This is a genomic window from Streptococcus macacae NCTC 11558 (assembly GCF_000187995.2).
Classification (GTDB): Bacteria; Bacillota; Bacilli; order Lactobacillales; family Streptococcaceae; genus Streptococcus; species Streptococcus macacae.
Window position 1 is genome coordinate 386,881 of the sequence record NZ_AEUW02000001.1, and the last position, 15,569, is coordinate 402,449.

Here is a 15,569-nt window from a genome sequence, read left to right on the forward strand (position 1 = left end):
AAAAAAATAAGCTGGAATTAATTTTCCAGCTTATTTTTTATTAAGGCTGTGGCTAAAGAAACCGTCATATTAAAGGATTTGACAAAAGTTGAGATAAGAGAACGATGTCAAATAACCTTCTTTATTTCTTTTTATTAGATGTTGATTTTGTTGATTGCTCATTGTCTGCTTCCGGATGCAATTCTTTATAGCTTGGAGCTTTGTATAAATCCTGTGTTGATCTATCCCCGTGTTTCGTATAGAGACTTGTTGATTTTTTACCGAGTTTCTCTTCTGTTTCCTTTAACTTATCCAGTGCATCTTTTTTGTAGGTAATGGATTTGAGATCGGTAGAGCTTAAGCCGCTGTCTTTATCAAAGCGCAGTAGATCTCCCGTTTGGATCTTATCACTGATCTTCAATTGTTCATCTACAGCATCACGCAATTCCTTGAGCTTAGCAGATGTTGCTTCGTCAGGATTTGTAATTTCAACTCCTGTTTTTGTATTGTAAACACGGCCGCTGAAGCTTGTATAATCAGGACTGAAGTAATCACCTTGAGAATGACGGAAGGCAACTATTTGTTTGTTATCAGGAGAAAGCAGGTCTTGCCCTAGTTCTACGTATTTCTTTGTATCAACGCCTAGTAAATGCAAGAGAGTTGGCAGAGCATCAACTTCTCCTCCAAAAGTATTGTTGATAAATCCTTTGTTCATACCTGGAATATGAATCATATAAGGCACACGCTGTAACATGGCGTTGTTATATTCGGTCCAAGTTTGTGAATCTTTGCCAAGAAGCGGAGCAAGGTCTGTGTTTCTTGAATCCGCAATACCATAATGGTCACCATACATAACGATTACAGAGTTATTATACAAACCAGAAGCTTTGAGATAGTCGAAAAAGTTTTTGATAGCAGAATCTAAATAATTAGCTGTTGCAAAGTAACCGTTTATTGTCTTATCCTCTGTTTTTGCTAGAGGAAAGCCCTTGTCATCGCCAGACAAACTTTGATAAGGGTAATGGTTGGAAACCGTAATAAATTTAGTATAAAAAGGCTGCTGCATGTGTTCAAGGTACTTAATAGAATCCGCAAACATTACTTTATCATTGAGACCGTATTGGAAAGAATTGTCCTTAGTCATTTTAGACATAAACGATTGGTCAAAGAAATTTTGATAGCCTAGCTGTTTATAAGCATTATTGCGATTCCAGAAAGTTCCGATGTTACCATGAAAGACAGCACTGCTGTAACCTTGCGTTTTGTTTAAAATATGAGGGGCTGCCTGCTGAGTATTATCACCTCCGTATTGAACAAAGAAAGAACCTTGGTTCAGCCCAAACAGTGAAGTCTCCATGAGGGTTTCAGCATCTGAAGTTTTCCCTGCTTTAACCTGATGGAAAAAGTTGGAAAACGAGAAGGTTTCTTTGGAATGATATAAGGAGTTAAGAAAAGGTGTGACCTCATATTCTTTATTGTCAACATTGAGCTTATAATCAATTAAAAACTGCTGGAAACTTTCCAAGTGTAAAACGATAACATTTTTGCCCTTGGCAATTCCGTAGTATTTGGGATTCGGTTTTGCATAGTGTTTTTGAACATACTTTTTAACGGCTTTAAGTTCACCTGATGTTGCTTCTGAGCGTATTTTATTAGTCTGGTAGGTTTGGTTGGCACTGTAAGCTGTAAAGGCTGGAAGCCCTAATGCACGAACAATATAAACATTTGAAAACCCGCGTGATAAAAGCTCAGGACGATCAACTTCAGCCATAAAAAGATTGATAGAAAAGAGCAATCCTGACAGAGCTGTGATAGCAAAACCAGCTCTTTTATTGAATGGTCTTTGATCAAAGCTCAACTTTTTAAATGAAAATGCAGCTATAAAAATTAAATAATCAGCAATATACAGAATATCCCAAGGTCTTAGCAAATTAAGAGCTGAAGCTCCAAGACCAGCTGATGTTTTACTGCTTGCAAGAGCTGCATTAACTGTAATGAAATCTGAAAACTCTCTAAAATAAATAGAATTTGTAAATAAAAGTATATTTAATAGAGTATAGACAATAGCTGTCGTAATATAGAAAACTTTTGTATTTTTAATATATAAAGCCAGCCCCATCAACAGTAAACTCAGCGGAATAGGGTTGATAAGCATTAGAATATATTGATACGAAGTATCTAAATCAAGCTTAAAGTCAACATTGTAAGCCCAAACGGTTTTAAGCCAGTAAATTAAAACGAGCGTTAAAATGAATCCTAGGCGTGTATTAATAGCATTTAGGAGAAATTTTCCTACTTTTTTCATTTTAGTGTTTTCCTTATTTAATTTTAAAAATAAAATCTTAGTATGATTATATCATAATTTTAATATTGGCAAATGATAGAAATGTATTTTAAAGGAGAAATTTTCTCATTTTTTTGTTATAATAATTGCTATGAATAAACTTACAGTAGGTTCTTCAGCAGAGAAAAAGATAAAAGAAGGAGTGCGGCTGCTGGGAAGTAAGGATTATCCAGATTTAAATAAGGATAATCAGCTTGTTTATTTATATTCAAGATCAAATACCTTCTTAGGGACAGCTTATCTATCAAAGCAAAACAAGGGAATCGGTTGGCTAATTGCAGACCAGGAAATTAAGCTGGATAGGGATTTTTTTGAGACTCTTTTTCAGCGTTCTAAAGGAAAACGCAAAAATTTAGCGAAATCTGATACAACAACTGCCTATCGCCTTTTTAATCAGGAGGGGGACAGTTTTGGCGGTTTAAGCATTGATCGCTATGGAGATTTTGCACTTTTCACTTGGTATAATACTTTTGTTTACAGCATTAAAGAGATTATAATAGAAGCTTTTCAGCAGATCTATCCAGAATTTGTGGGTGCTTATGAAAAAGTCCGTTTTCCTCAAGCGGGCCATCAGTCTGCTCATTTATATGGAAAAGAAGCACCAGCGTATTTTGATGTGCTTGAAAATGGTGTATCTTACAGTGTCTTTTTAAATGATGGCTTGATGACAGGAATCTTTTTAGATCAGCGCTATGTTCGGGATCGTTTAGTGAATGGCTTGGCTTTGGGCAAAAGATTGCTCAATCTTTTTTCCTATACGGCAGCTTTTTCAGTAGCTGCAGCAATGGGTGGAGCTGTCTCAACAACTTCTGTAGATTTAGCAAGACGTTCCAAAGAGCTTTCTTATAGGCATTTTCAGGCTAATCAGCTAGATATGTCCTCTCACCAATTAGTCGTTATGGATGTTTTTGATTATTTGAAATATGCTAAGCGGCACGATTTATCTTATGAAATTGTTGTGATAGATCCTCCAAGTTTTGCCAGAAATAAAAAACAAACATTTTCAGTACTTAAAGATTACCATAGATTAATCCATCAAGTACTTGATATTTTATCCCCAGATGGTATGATTATTGCTTCAGCTAATACCTCTAATATGCCTGTTTCTCAATTTAAAAAAGAGCTAGAAAAAGGTTTTGGCAGCCATAAGCATACTTATATAGACCTGCAGCAGTTGCCAAATGATTTTGCAGTTAATGAAAAAGATGAAAGTAGTAATTACTTAAAAGTATTTACAATAAAGGTTTAATAATTTATGAAAATTGTAGTTCCCGTAATGCCACAGAATATTGAAGAAGTTAATCAGCTTGATTTATCAAAATTGGCTAATGCAGATATTATTGAATGGCGGGCAGATTATTTACCCAAAGATGATATATTAAGGATAGCACCAGCTATTTTTGAAAAATTTGCTGGTCATGAAGTGATTTTTACATTGCGAACTGAAAAAGAAGGCGGCTATATTTCGCTTTCTAATGAAGATTATCTCGCTATTATCCGTGATATTGCGGCTTTATATCAGCCTGACTATATTGACTTTGAATACTTCTCTTATAAAGAAATATTTGATGAAATGTACGAATTTCCCAACCTAGTGCTTTCTTATCATAACTTTGAAGAGACTCCTGAAAATTTAATGGAAGTCTTCTCGGAGCTAACAGCTTTGGCGCCGCGCGTTGTTAAAGTTTCTGTTATGCCTCAGAATGAACAGGATGTGCTTGATTTAATGAATTATACGAGAGGATTTAAAGCACTCAATCCTGAACAGGAATACGTTACCATGTCTATGTCTAAAATAGGAAGAGTTTCGCGTCTAGCCGGTGATTTAATAGGCAGTTCCTGGACATTTGCCAGTCTGGAACAAGCGAGTGCTCCTGGGCAAATATCGCTTCAAGATATGCGTAAAATTAAGGAGGTTCTTGATGCAAATTGATGGCTATACACGTTTGGCAGCAGTTGTTGCTAAGCCCATAAAACACTCCATCTCGCCTTTTATTCATAACTATGCCTTCAATAAGACGGGTGTTAATGGTGTTTATATTGCTTGGGAAATTCCGGAATCGGATTTGGCTGTGACTTTGGAAAATGTTAAACGCTATGATATGTTTGGACTTAACATTTCGATGCCTTATAAGCAAGCTGTTATCCCTTATCTTGATGAAGTGACTGAAGCAGCAGATTTAATCGGAGCGGTCAATACAATTGTCAATCAATCAGGAAAACTTGTAGGCTATAATACGGATGGCTTGGGCTTTTTTAAGAGCCTGTCAGCTTTTGCAGATTTTGAGGTTAAAGATAAAACGATGACTATTCTTGGCGGCGGCGGTGCAGCAACTGCTATTATTGCTCAAGCAGCTATCAATGGCGCTAAACATATTCATATTTTTAATCAAGCAGACTTTCTTGAAGAGACAAAGGCAAAGGCCTTACAGCTATCTCTAAAAACCGGGGTTCATTTAGAGGTCTTTCCTGTTGAAGATTTAAAGTTGATCCAAGAGAAGGTTTTACAGTCGGATCTGCTAGTTAATGCAACAAGTGTCGGTATGGACGGGCAATCTATGATTATTAATGATAAGTTCACATTTCCAGAGCAGCTGATGGTTGCAGATGTCATTTATCAGCCTTTTGAAACGCCATTTTTAAAGCTAGTGCGCAGCCGCGGTTTAAAGGCTGTCAATGGTTTGGGAATGCTTTTATTTCAAGCGGCAGCAGCTTTTGAGCTTTGGACGGGTATAGAAATGCCCAGTCAAGATATTTGGCAGGCATTAGCTGAAAAATATAAGACTAAATAAGAATAGGTGATTGAATGAAATTAGCTGTGAATCTTCCGCAAAATCCTTATGATATTATCATTGAAAAAGGCAGTTTATCAAAGGTTGGCCAGTGGGTCAAGGAACTTTGGAAACCTCAAAAAATTACCCTTATCACCGATAACCGTGTAGGCAGTCTTTACGCTGAAAAAGTAAAGCTCAGTCTTGAAGATGCAGGTTTTAATGTTGCTGTTTTTGACTTTTTGGAGGGTGAAGCCAGTAAAAATCTAACGACTGTCAATAAAGCTTATGAATTTTTGCTAAAGCAGGGTATGACAAGAAGTGATGGTATTATTGCCCTTGGCGGTGGTGTGGTTGGAGATTTGGCTGGATTTGTGGCTTCAACTTATATGCGTGGTATCCATTTTCTGCAAATTCCAACTAGCCTGACCGCTCAGGTCGACTCATCCATTGGCGGGAAAACAGGTGTTAATACACCTTTGGCTAAAAATATGGTCGGTACTTTTGCGCAGCCAGATGGTGTTCTGATTGATCCAGATACTCTCAATACACTCGGGCAGCGGGAGCTGATTGAAGGTATGGGAGAAGTGATTAAATATGGTTTAATTGCTGATAGTGAGCTGTGGGAAAATTTGGAAGGTTTAGATGGTTCCATAGAATCTATTTTAGAAAATGCTGAAATGATTATTTATCATTCCTGCAATGTGAAACGTCAGATTGTCGTTGAAGATGAGCTGGATAACGGCGTTCGCCTTTATCTCAATTTTGGTCATACCATTGGCCATGCGATTGAAGCGACAGCTGGCTATGGCAAAGTCATGCATGGTGAAGCCGTTGCTATTGGAATGATACAGCTTTCTCGTGTTGCTCAAGCTAAAGGGCTGATGCCTCAAGGGATAACAGAAAAAATAAAAGCCATGTGCTCTAAATTTGGTCTGCCTATAGATTATGAACCATGGGATATCAATAAACTGTATGCTGTTTTAAGTCACGATAAAAAAGCACGCGGAAACAGCATTAAGACAGTCATTGTTCCTGAAATCGGCAAGGCTGCCATCAATCAAATTCCTCTAGAAGAAATGAAAGAATACTTGGAGAAGTGAAATGAGATATTTTACAGCTGGTGAGTCGCACGGACCTCGCCTGACAGCTATTATTGAAGGAGTACCAGCAGGGCTGCCCTTAACAGCTGACTATATTAATACTGAACTAAAACGCCGCCAAGGCGGCTATGGCCGCGGTGGGCGTATGAAGATTGAATCAGATCAGGTTGAAATCACTTCAGGCGTTCGTCATGGTGTTACCATAGGAAGTCCTATTACGCTCAATGTTACCAATCGGGATTTTAAAAACTGGACTGAAATTATGAGTGCGGCTGATATTGAAGAAAAGAAAAAATCTATTCGAAAGTTAACCAAACCTCGTCCAGGTCACGCTGATTTAGTTGGTGGGATGAAATATCGTTTTTCTGATTTGCGTAACAGTTTGGAGCGCTCTAGTGCGCGTGAGACAACTATGCGCGTGGCAGTGGGAGCTGTGGCAAAACGTATTTTAGAAGAAGTGGAAATAGCTATTGCTAGTCATGTTGTTGTTTTTGGCGGCATTGAAGTGGCTATTCCCAAAGAGCTGACAGTTGCTGAGATTAAAGAACGGGCCGGCCAATCAGAAGTTTCCATTGTTAATCAAGAATATGAACAAGAAATTAAGGATTATATTGACCAGATAAAAAAAGAAGGCAATACTATTGGCGGTGTGATTGAAACTGTTGTTGGCGGTGTTCCAGTTGGTCTAGGTTCTTATGTTCAATGGGATCGCAAATTAGATGCTAAAATTGCTCAAGGTGTTGTTTCTATTAATGCTTTCAAGGGTGTTGAATTCGGTTTGGGCTTTAAGGATGGCTATCTTAAAGGGAGTGATGTCATGGATGAAATTATCTGGTCTAAAGAAGATGGTTATAAGCGTCAGTCAAACAATCTTGGCGGTTTTGAAGGCGGTATGACGAATGGACAGCCGATTATTGTCCGTGGCGTTATGAAGCCAATTCCGACACTTTATAAGCCCTTGATGAGTGTTGATATTGAAACACATGAACCTTATAAGGCCAGTGTTGAACGTTCTGATCCAACGGCAGTTCCTGCAGCTGCAGTAGTTATGGAAAATGTCGTGGCAACAGTTTTAGCAACAGAAGTTCTGGCTAAATTCTCTTCTGATAATATGGAAGAACTAAAAGAGGCTGTGAAAAGCCATCAAAAATTTGTGAACGCATTTTAAAAGCTTAAGTGTTTCATTTATATGTAATCAAAAAAAGTCTCTTAAATATCAGCTATGGTGGAGAAAATATGACAAAAAAAACAATTTATATTGCAGGGCTGGGACTAATCGGAGGCTCTCTTGCCTTAGGAATAAAACGCGATCATCCTCATTATAAAATTATGGGCTACAATCGTTCTGATCAGTCACGTGCTATTGCTCTTGAACGCCAAATTGTAGATGAAGCAACAGCTGATTTTAGAGAATTTGCTCCTTTGGCAGATGTTATTATTTTGGCAGTTCCTATTAAAAAGACAATTGAATTTATCAAAATTTTAGCAGAATTAGAGTTAAAAGAAAATGTTATTATCACTGATGCTGGCTCTACTAAATATGAAATTGTTAGAGCTGCAGAACATTACCTGAAAGATAAAGCTGTCCAGTTTGTAGGGAGCCATCCTATGGCTGGCAGCCATAAGTCAGGGGCAATTGCAGCAGACGTCAATCTTTTTGAAAATGCTTATTATATCTTTTCACCTTCATGTTTGACTAAAGCCAATACCATTTCTGAACTGCAGGATCTTTTATCAGGTCTGCATGCTAGATATGTTGAAATTGATGCAGCAGAGCATGATTGTGTTACGAGTCAAATCAGCCATTTCCCGCATATTATGGCTTCTAGCCTGATGGAGCAGGCAGGTGATTTTTCAGAAAGCCATGAAATGATCAAGCATTTTGCTGCTGGCGGTTTTCGTGATATGACACGAATTGCTGAAAGTGAACCAGGTATGTGGACGAGCATTCTGCTGACCAATCAGGAGGCAATTTTAGATCGTATTGAAAATTTTAAGCAGCGCTTAGATGATATTTCTGATTGGATTAAAGCTAAAGATGAAAAGACTATTTGGGAATTTTTTAATAGAGGCCGGCAAATTCGCAAAAACATGGAAATTCATAAGCGAGCAGGTGTTGATAGCTTCTATGATATTTATGTTGATGTTCCTGATGAAGAAGATGTCATTTTAGAAATTTTGGAACTTTTGCGAGGAACATCGCTGGTTAATGTCCATATTAATGAAGAAAATCGCGAAGATATCCACGGCATTTTGCAGATTTCTTTTAAAACTGCTAAAGATCTGGCACATGCCAAACAGATGATTGAAAGCTATACAGATTATCAGGTCTTTATAAACTAGTTTGATCTGTTATGAAAAATACCAATACTATACTCACCAATTCAATAGATAAAAGGAGTTTAATATGTCAGAAAATATTTATGATTTAGCCAATGAATTAGAACGCGGTATCCGTGCTCTTCCTGAATATCAGACCGTTAAGGAAGCTAAAGAAAAAATTGAAGCTGATGAAGAAGCTAAAAAATTATGGGATGAATTTATGACATTTCAGGAAAAAATTCAGACAATGATGCAAACAGGCCAAATGCCCACACCTGAAATTCAGCAGGAGATGCAGGATTACGGTCAGAAAATTGAAGCCAATCCTGTTTTGAAGCAGTATGCTGAAGCTCAACAAGCTTTTGGAGTTTATATCAATGATATTGAACGTATTGTTTTTTCACCTTTACAAGATTTAAATAAATAGTTAAAAAAAGCAGAATTTTGCTGCTTTTTCTACTGTCTAGGGTGAAGCTTAGATAGTTATCTCTCTTTGCCTCTTCCTCTTTTTTAAACTTAAAAGATTGATATGAAGTCCAATCAGCAGCAGTTAATAGTGCTCAATACTTCATCATTAATTAAGAGACAAGACAGAAAAAACTGGCCTAAGGGGTAAGTCAGTTTTAGCCCTAATCTATAGCTTAATATCCACTGTATGGGCAGCTTAGTTTAATATCTGGAGAGAATCAAGCTGATTCTCTCCTTTTTGATACTAAAAGCAATAAGAATTTTCGTTTTTAAATTAAGTCTAAAGGTTGATGTTTGATGTTCTTGATGAGTCCGTTGCTGGCTTTTATTTTTTAATACTCTGCGAAAATCTCTTCAAACTAGGCCAGCATCAAGCTTGCTCTACCTTAGCACTGCCTGCGGTTAGCTTTCTAGTTTGCTTTTTATTGAGCATGAAATGAGAATGGAGATTGTATTTTTATGAAAATACTGCCTCATTTATGATACAATAGAAGGAAATAAAACATGGGAGTTTTGGATGAAATTACAAACGGATGTCCATCATTTAAAGGGCAGCATACACGTTCCGGGGGATAAATCAATTAGCCACCGTTCCATCATGTTTGGCAGTCTGGCACAAGGTGTTACAAGAGTTTACGGTATTTTGCATAGTGAAGATGTTTTATCAACCATGCAGGCTTTTCAAGATCTAGGTGTTAAGATTGAGGATAGAAATGGTGTTATAGAAATCCACGGGCTTGGTTTTAAGGGCTTAAAGGCACCTCAAAAAGCTTTGAATATGGGAAATTCAGGAACGTCAATACGCTTAATTGCAGGTGTTTTAGCTGGTCAGGATTTTCAAGTAGAGCTGTTTGGTGATGATTCTCTCTCAAAACGCCCTATGGATCGGATTACGATTCCTCTGCGTCAGATGGGGGTTGAGATTTGGGGACAGACAAATCGGGATTTGCCGCCTTTAAAAATGAAGGGTTCTCAAACGCTGCGTCCCATTCAATATCAGCTTCCTCTTGCTTCGGCACAAGTCAAGTCAGCTCTTATCTTTGCTGCTCTTCAGGCAGAAGGAAAAAGCATTATAGTTGAAAAAGAGCAGACAAGAAATCATACAGAAGATATGATCAAGCAATTTGGCGGTCAAATTGCTATCAAAGGCAAGGAAATCCAGATTGTCGGCGGCCAAGAGTTTACAGCACAAGAGGTTCTTGTCCCAGGTGATATTTCCAGTGCTGCTTTTTGGTTGGTAGCGGGCTTGATTGTTCCCAATGCTCAACTGGTTTTGAAAAATGTTGGTATTAACGAGACACGTACAGGCATTTTAGACGTTATTGAAGCTATGGGCGGAAAAATCAGCTTGACAGATAAGGATGAGATAGCAAAGTCTGCCGCTATTCGGGTTGAAAGTTCAGAGTTAAAAGGCATCGAGATCAAGGGCAGCATCATTCCGCGTCTTATTGATGAATTACCTATTATTGCTTTATTAGCAACTCAGGCAAAGGGGAGAACAGTTATTAGAGATGCTGAAGAATTAAGGGTTAAGGAAACGGATCGTATTCAGGTCGTTGCAGATGCTTTAAATGCTATGGGAGCACATGTCTTAGCAACTGAGGATGGCATGATTATTGAAGGAAAAACGGCTCTTCATGGAGCTAAGATCAATACTTTTGGCGATCACCGTATTGGCATGATGGCAGCGATTGCAGCTCTTTTAGTAAAAAAAGGAGACGTCGAATTGGAACGTGCAGAAGCAATCAACACAAGCTATCCTAGCTTCTTTAAAGATTTGGAGAGTATTTGCAATGGCTAAAATTTTAATCGGATTTATGGGAGCTGGTAAGTCGACAGTTTCACGGCTTTTAGACCCAGATTTCATAGATATGGATGATGTGATTACGGAAAAAATCGGTATGCCGATTGCTGATTTTTTTGAGCAAGAAGGAGAAGAGGCTTTTCGCCGCCTTGAATCTGAAACGCTGGCTAATTTGGCTGATTCTCAGCTTGTTTTATCTACAGGCGGCGGAGTCGTTGAGAGTATGCGCAATCGAGAAATCTTAGCGCAAAATGGTGATACGATTTATCTGAAAGCGGATTTTGACACACTCTATAAGCGTATTGAACAAGATAAAAATCATTTGCGTCCGCTTTTTCTTAATAACAGCCGTCAGGAATTTAAGAAGATCTTTGATCGCAGGCAGGCGTTCTATGAAGAGGCCGCCAATAGAGTTATTGATGTCAGCAAGAAAACACCAGAACAGATTATTGAGGAACTTAAATGAAAGTTGCTTATTTAGGACCAAGCGGTTCTTTTACACATAATGCTGCCCTTAAGGCTTTTCCTCAGGCAGATTTATTGTCTTTTGAGAATATTACCGAAGTCATTAAGTCTTACGAAGATGAGATCGTTGATTTTGCCATTGTTCCAATTGAAAATTCAATAGAAGGAAGTGTCCACGAGACATCTGATTATCTTTTTCATCAGGCAGAAGTTGGAGCAGTTGCTGAAATTATTCAGCCTATTAAACAGCAATTAATGGCTGCGAGTTCTACTAAGAAAATTGATACTATTTTTTCCCATCCTCAAGCTATTGCACAGGGGAAAAAATATATTAAGGAAAATTATCCAGAGGCTAAAATTGAAATAACAGCCAGTACAGCTTATGCAGCTCGCTTAGTTGCTGAAAATCCTAAGGAAAACTTTGCAGCGATTGCACCGCATGCCGCAGCTAATGAATACGGTCTTGCCATTATAGCTAGAGATATTCAGGAAATAGAAGAAAATTTTACGCGCTTTTGGATTTTGGGAAAGCAAGTGCCGCATCTATCTTTATCTAAGATTGATCACAAGATCTCTTTGGCTTTGACGCTGCCAGATAATTTACCTGGAGCTCTATACAAAGCACTTTCTGTTTTTGCTTGGAGAGGGATTGATCTGACTAAGATTGAAAGCCGCCCTTTAAAGACTGTCTTAGGTGAATACTTCTTTATCATTGATTTTGAAAATAATAATGATGAATTGGTTTCTTTTGCGCTCCAAGAGTTGACAAGTATGGGAATTCATTATAAAATTTTGGGTAAGTATGCCGTTTACAGGCTGTAAAAATAGATTAGAATACTATGAAATGAGATAGAGATAAAGACATGAGCAGAAATGACAAAGGAAAAGTAAGCCGCCACGAACAGTTGCGCTATGAGTACCTCCTAAAAAATATAGCCTATCTCAGCAGTCGTGAACAGGCTGAGTTTGATTATCTTCGAAAGAAGGTTGAAGCCAGAGATGCTAAGGCTTATTCTTATGAAGAACCTGATACTGATTATTCCTCTTATGGTTCTGCTAGCTATGGGCATTCAAATCTTTCTTACGATGATTATGATGATCCATATCAGGATGCTGAACAGTGGGATGATTATTACTCCGGCAGTGATTATACAGATCAAGGCCTGCCAGTTTATCAGGACAATGATCAAAAGCGTCAAAAACGCAAAGAAAAAAGACCTGTGTCTGCAGCAGGTTCAGGGAGAAGGCCTAGGAAAGGCCGCCGTCTGACCTTTAAACGGCTATTAAAGATCGCTTTTCTTCTTTTATTGGCTATTATAGCCGGAATGGTGTTCATGTTTGTAAAAAGCATGAACGATATTTCTTCTGGCAACAATAAAAAATATAAGCCAGCAGTGGTTGAAAAGTTTAATGGACAGGATACTAAAGATGGTACTAATATCTTGGTTTTAGGAAGTGACCAGCGTGTAACACAAGGGTCATCAGATGCTAGAACAGATACTATCATGGTTGTTAATGTCGGCAATAAAGACAAAAAAATTAAGATGGTCAGCTTTATGCGGGATACTCTTGTCAATATCAAAGGTGCCAGTGCTGATAGTTATTCTAAAGATAATAAGCTAAACACCGCATTTAACATTGGTGAACAAAATAATAATCAAGGTGCAGAGCTTATGCGCAAAACACTCAAGCGCAATTTTGATATTGATATCAAATATTATATGATGGTTGATTTTCAGACCTTTGCAGAGGCTATTGATACCCTTTTCCCAGGCGGTGTACGTATCAATGCAAAATTTGCGACAGTAGGCGGCCAAGCTGTAGATAAAGTGGATGTACCTGATGATTTGAATATGAAAGATGGCGTTGTCCCCAATCAAACCATTTCTACTGGAAAACAAAAGATGGATGGGCGGACTCTGCTCAATTATGCACGTTTTCGTAAAGATGATGAAGGTGATTTTGGGCGGACCAAGCGTCAGCAGCAGGTTATGTCGGCTGTCATGTCTCAGATTAAAGATCCTACAAAGCTTTTCACTGGATCTGCAGCCTTGGGTAAGGTTTATGCTTTGACATCAACCAATGTTCCCTTTAGGTTCTTGTTAAGCAATGGTTTATCAACTCTGACAGGCGGTAAGGGCGTTAAGCAGGTGACTATTCCTGAAAATGGAGATTGGGTTGATGAAATGGATATGTATGGCGGTCAAGCTTTATCAATTGACTTTGATAAGTATCAAGAAAAGCTAAAAGATCTAGGCCTGCGCTAATACACTAATATGATATAATAGAAGGCGGCCATAGAGCCGCCTTTTGTATTGGAGAAAAAATGTTAACAAAAAATGATATTGTCGAAACAGAAATTAGTGATTTGAGCCATGATGGCGCGGGTATTGCCAAAGTGAATGGTTTTGTTTTCTTTGTTGAGAATGCTCTTCCGACTGAAAAGATCCATATGCGTGTTCTTAAGGTGAAAAAAAGAATCGGGTTTGGCAAGGTGGAAGCCTTTATTAAAATGTCCGATCAGCGTCAAAAGAAACTTAATTTGACTTACCTAAGGACAGGCATTGCTGATTTAGGACATTTAAAATATCCCGCACAGCTGGCTTTTAAGCGTCAGCAAGTTCAAAATAGTCTTTCTAAAATTGCTGGGATAACAGACGTGGATGTTCCTTTGACACTTGGCATGGAAGTTCCTTTCGCTTATCGCAATAAAGCCCAAGTGCCGGTCCGACGAATTAAGGGACAGCTTGAGACTGGCTTTTTTCGCAAGAATTCTCATGATCTTGTCCCAATTGAAGATTTTTGGATTCAAGATAAAGAGATTGACCGATTAATCCTTTATGTGCGCGATCTTTTCCGCCGTTTTGATCTCAAACCTTATGATGAAAAAGAGCAAACCGGCTTGATCCGCCATATTCTGGTTCGTCGCGGCCATTATACAGGCCAGCTTATGTTGGTTTTGGTGACGAGCCGTCCTAAAATTTTCCGTATAGAGCAAATGATTGAAAAAATCGTGGAAGCTTTTCCTGCTGTTAAGTCCATTATTCAAAATATTAACGATCAAAATACGAATACGATCCTGGGAGAGGAATTTCGCACTCTTTATGGCAATGATAGGATTGAGGATATAATGCTTGGCAACCGCTATGCCATATCAGCTCAGTCTTTTTATCAAGTTAATACTGCTATGGCCGAAAAACTATATGAAAAAGCAATTGAATTTGCGGATGTATCGGAGGATGCTGTTGTTATTGATGCTTATTCGGGGATTGGAACGATAGGTTTATCTTTTGCTAAACAGGTGAAAGCTGTCTATGGTGTTGAAATCGTTAAAGAAGCTGTCCAAGATGCTAGGGAAAATGCTGTTTTAAATGGTATTTCTAATGCAGTTTATACAGCCAACTCAGCTGAAAAAGCCATGGCTCAATGGTCGAATGAAAATATCCAGCCAGATCTTGTTGTCGTTGATCCACCACGTAAAGGCCTTACAGAAAGTTTTATTAAGGCTTCTGCAGATATGCAGCCCCAAAAGATAGTCTATATATCCTGCAACCCAGCTACTATGGCGCGTGACATCAAGCTCTACCAAGAATTAGGCTACAAGCTCAAGAAAGTTCAGCCAGTTGATTTATTTCCGCAGACACATCATATCGAGTGCGTCAGTTTGCTAGTCAAGGAGTGAAAGAACGAAGAACAGCAATGCAATAACGTTAGTATGCGGTAACAGCGAAGCTGAGTGCGCAGCTCTGCTGGTGAAAGTCTATACAAGGCAAAAAGAATATTCATAGAAAATTGTTTATCAACAAGAACAGTTGTTATATTGTTCTTGTTTTTATTTTGCGGTTTTAGACTGTCGAAGGTGCACGGAGACAGCAGACTAAGGAATAGAATACAGATGCACTGATAGATATTAGGATAGATTAGCTTTTGGCTGATCACTAAACAAACAAGAATTTTATTGCCAAAAAAGATTCAATTGAAAGGATAATAATACAAGGAGTTTTCATTGGCTATTGATTATCTTTTTTGTATCTCTGCCATTAAGCGGAACTGTACTGCTTACTGAGGAAAGTGAGCTTACCATTTCCAGATACATCTGAACAAAGAGCTGAGCATAGTATCCGCCTGCACTATGCCCTATCAGCTTTACCGATCTAACATGATATTTTTTTAGAACAGCATGAGTCTCTTGTAAAAAACTCTCTGTAGTAAGGAATGACAGATGATCCTCCCACTCCTGGTCTTATTTTTCTTATTTGTAAATTTAATTTTTTTAAAAAACAAGCAATTAACTAGAAATAATTGTCATATAA

Annotated in this window: 13 protein-coding genes; 12 read left to right on the top strand and 1 reads right to left on the bottom strand. The window is 38.2% G+C overall.

All coding sequences use genetic code 11. From position 1 onward, the window contains the following. Window positions 1-121: 121 nt before the first annotated feature. Entirely contained in the window at window positions 122-2,284 is a 2,163-nt protein-coding gene (locus tag STRMA_RS02000) for an LTA synthase family protein (RefSeq protein ID WP_003080900.1), read from the bottom strand. Between the two features lie 130 nt (window positions 2,285-2,414). On the opposite strand from STRMA_RS02000, the gene STRMA_RS02005 reads away from it, so the two are divergent. The 12 genes from STRMA_RS02005 (at window position 2,415) to rlmD (ending at window position 14,938) form a co-directional block, all read left to right on the top strand. After that, window positions 2,415-3,572 carry a class I SAM-dependent rRNA methyltransferase gene (locus STRMA_RS02005; RefSeq protein ID WP_003081134.1) on the top strand — a complete coding sequence of 386 codons (1,158 nt, stop codon included), beginning with the start codon at window positions 2,415-2,417 and terminating at the stop codon, window positions 3,570-3,572. A gap of 6 nt (window positions 3,573-3,578) precedes the next feature. Further along, the gene (gene aroD, locus STRMA_RS02010) at window positions 3,579-4,256 is read left to right on the top strand and encodes a type I 3-dehydroquinate dehydratase (protein WP_003078615.1); all 678 of its coding nucleotides are present in this window, start codon (window positions 3,579-3,581) and stop codon (window positions 4,254-4,256) included. After that, window positions 4,246-5,115, top strand: coding sequence for a shikimate dehydrogenase (locus STRMA_RS02015; protein ID WP_003081463.1), 870 nt, complete (start codon window positions 4,246-4,248; stop codon window positions 5,113-5,115). The genes aroD and STRMA_RS02015 overlap by 11 nt, the downstream gene beginning before the upstream one ends. A 14-nt stretch (window positions 5,116-5,129) precedes the next feature. Continuing rightward, window positions 5,130-6,197 carry a 3-dehydroquinate synthase gene (aroB, locus tag STRMA_RS02020; protein ID WP_003079043.1) on the top strand — a complete coding sequence of 356 codons (1,068 nt, stop codon included), beginning with the start codon at window positions 5,130-5,132 and terminating at the stop codon, window positions 6,195-6,197. A 1-nt stretch (window position 6,198) separates the two neighbouring features. After that, window positions 6,199-7,365: a chorismate synthase gene (aroC, locus tag STRMA_RS02025; RefSeq protein ID WP_003081845.1), complete on the top strand. Its 1,167-nt coding sequence runs from the start codon at window positions 6,199-6,201 to the stop codon at window positions 7,363-7,365. 68 nt (window positions 7,366-7,433) lie between these two features. Further along, window positions 7,434-8,540 carry a prephenate dehydrogenase gene (locus tag STRMA_RS02030; RefSeq protein ID WP_003079662.1) on the top strand — a complete coding sequence of 369 codons (1,107 nt, stop codon included), beginning with the start codon at window positions 7,434-7,436 and terminating at the stop codon, window positions 8,538-8,540. Between the two features lie 64 nt (window positions 8,541-8,604). After that, window positions 8,605-8,946: a YlbF/YmcA family competence regulator gene (locus STRMA_RS02035; RefSeq protein ID WP_003080506.1), complete on the top strand. Its 342-nt coding sequence runs from the start codon at window positions 8,605-8,607 to the stop codon at window positions 8,944-8,946. 558 nt (window positions 8,947-9,504) lie between these two features. Next, on the top strand, window positions 9,505-10,788 hold the full coding sequence (gene aroA, locus STRMA_RS02040; protein ID WP_003081674.1) for a 3-phosphoshikimate 1-carboxyvinyltransferase: 1,284 nt from the start codon (window positions 9,505-9,507) through the stop codon (window positions 10,786-10,788). Then, on the top strand, window positions 10,781-11,257 hold the full coding sequence (locus STRMA_RS02045; RefSeq protein ID WP_003080393.1) for a shikimate kinase: 477 nt from the start codon (window positions 10,781-10,783) through the stop codon (window positions 11,255-11,257). Before aroA ends, STRMA_RS02045 begins: the two co-directional genes overlap by 8 nt. Continuing rightward, window positions 11,254-12,078 carry a prephenate dehydratase gene (gene pheA / locus STRMA_RS02050; protein ID WP_003082225.1) on the top strand — a complete coding sequence of 275 codons (825 nt, stop codon included), beginning with the start codon at window positions 11,254-11,256 and terminating at the stop codon, window positions 12,076-12,078. The genes STRMA_RS02045 and pheA overlap by 4 nt, the downstream gene beginning before the upstream one ends. Window positions 12,079-12,119: 41 nt before the next feature. Further along, a complete protein-coding gene (locus STRMA_RS02055) occupies window positions 12,120-13,523 on the top strand; it encodes an LCP family protein (RefSeq protein WP_003080555.1) in 1,404 nt (467 codons plus the stop codon). A 59-nt stretch (window positions 13,524-13,582) separates the two neighbouring features. Continuing rightward, window positions 13,583-14,938, top strand: a complete 1,356-nt coding sequence (rlmD, locus tag STRMA_RS02060) for a 23S rRNA (uracil(1939)-C(5))-methyltransferase RlmD (RefSeq protein WP_003078888.1) — start codon at window positions 13,583-13,585, stop codon at window positions 14,936-14,938. The last annotated feature ends 631 nt before the right edge of the window (window positions 14,939-15,569 follow it).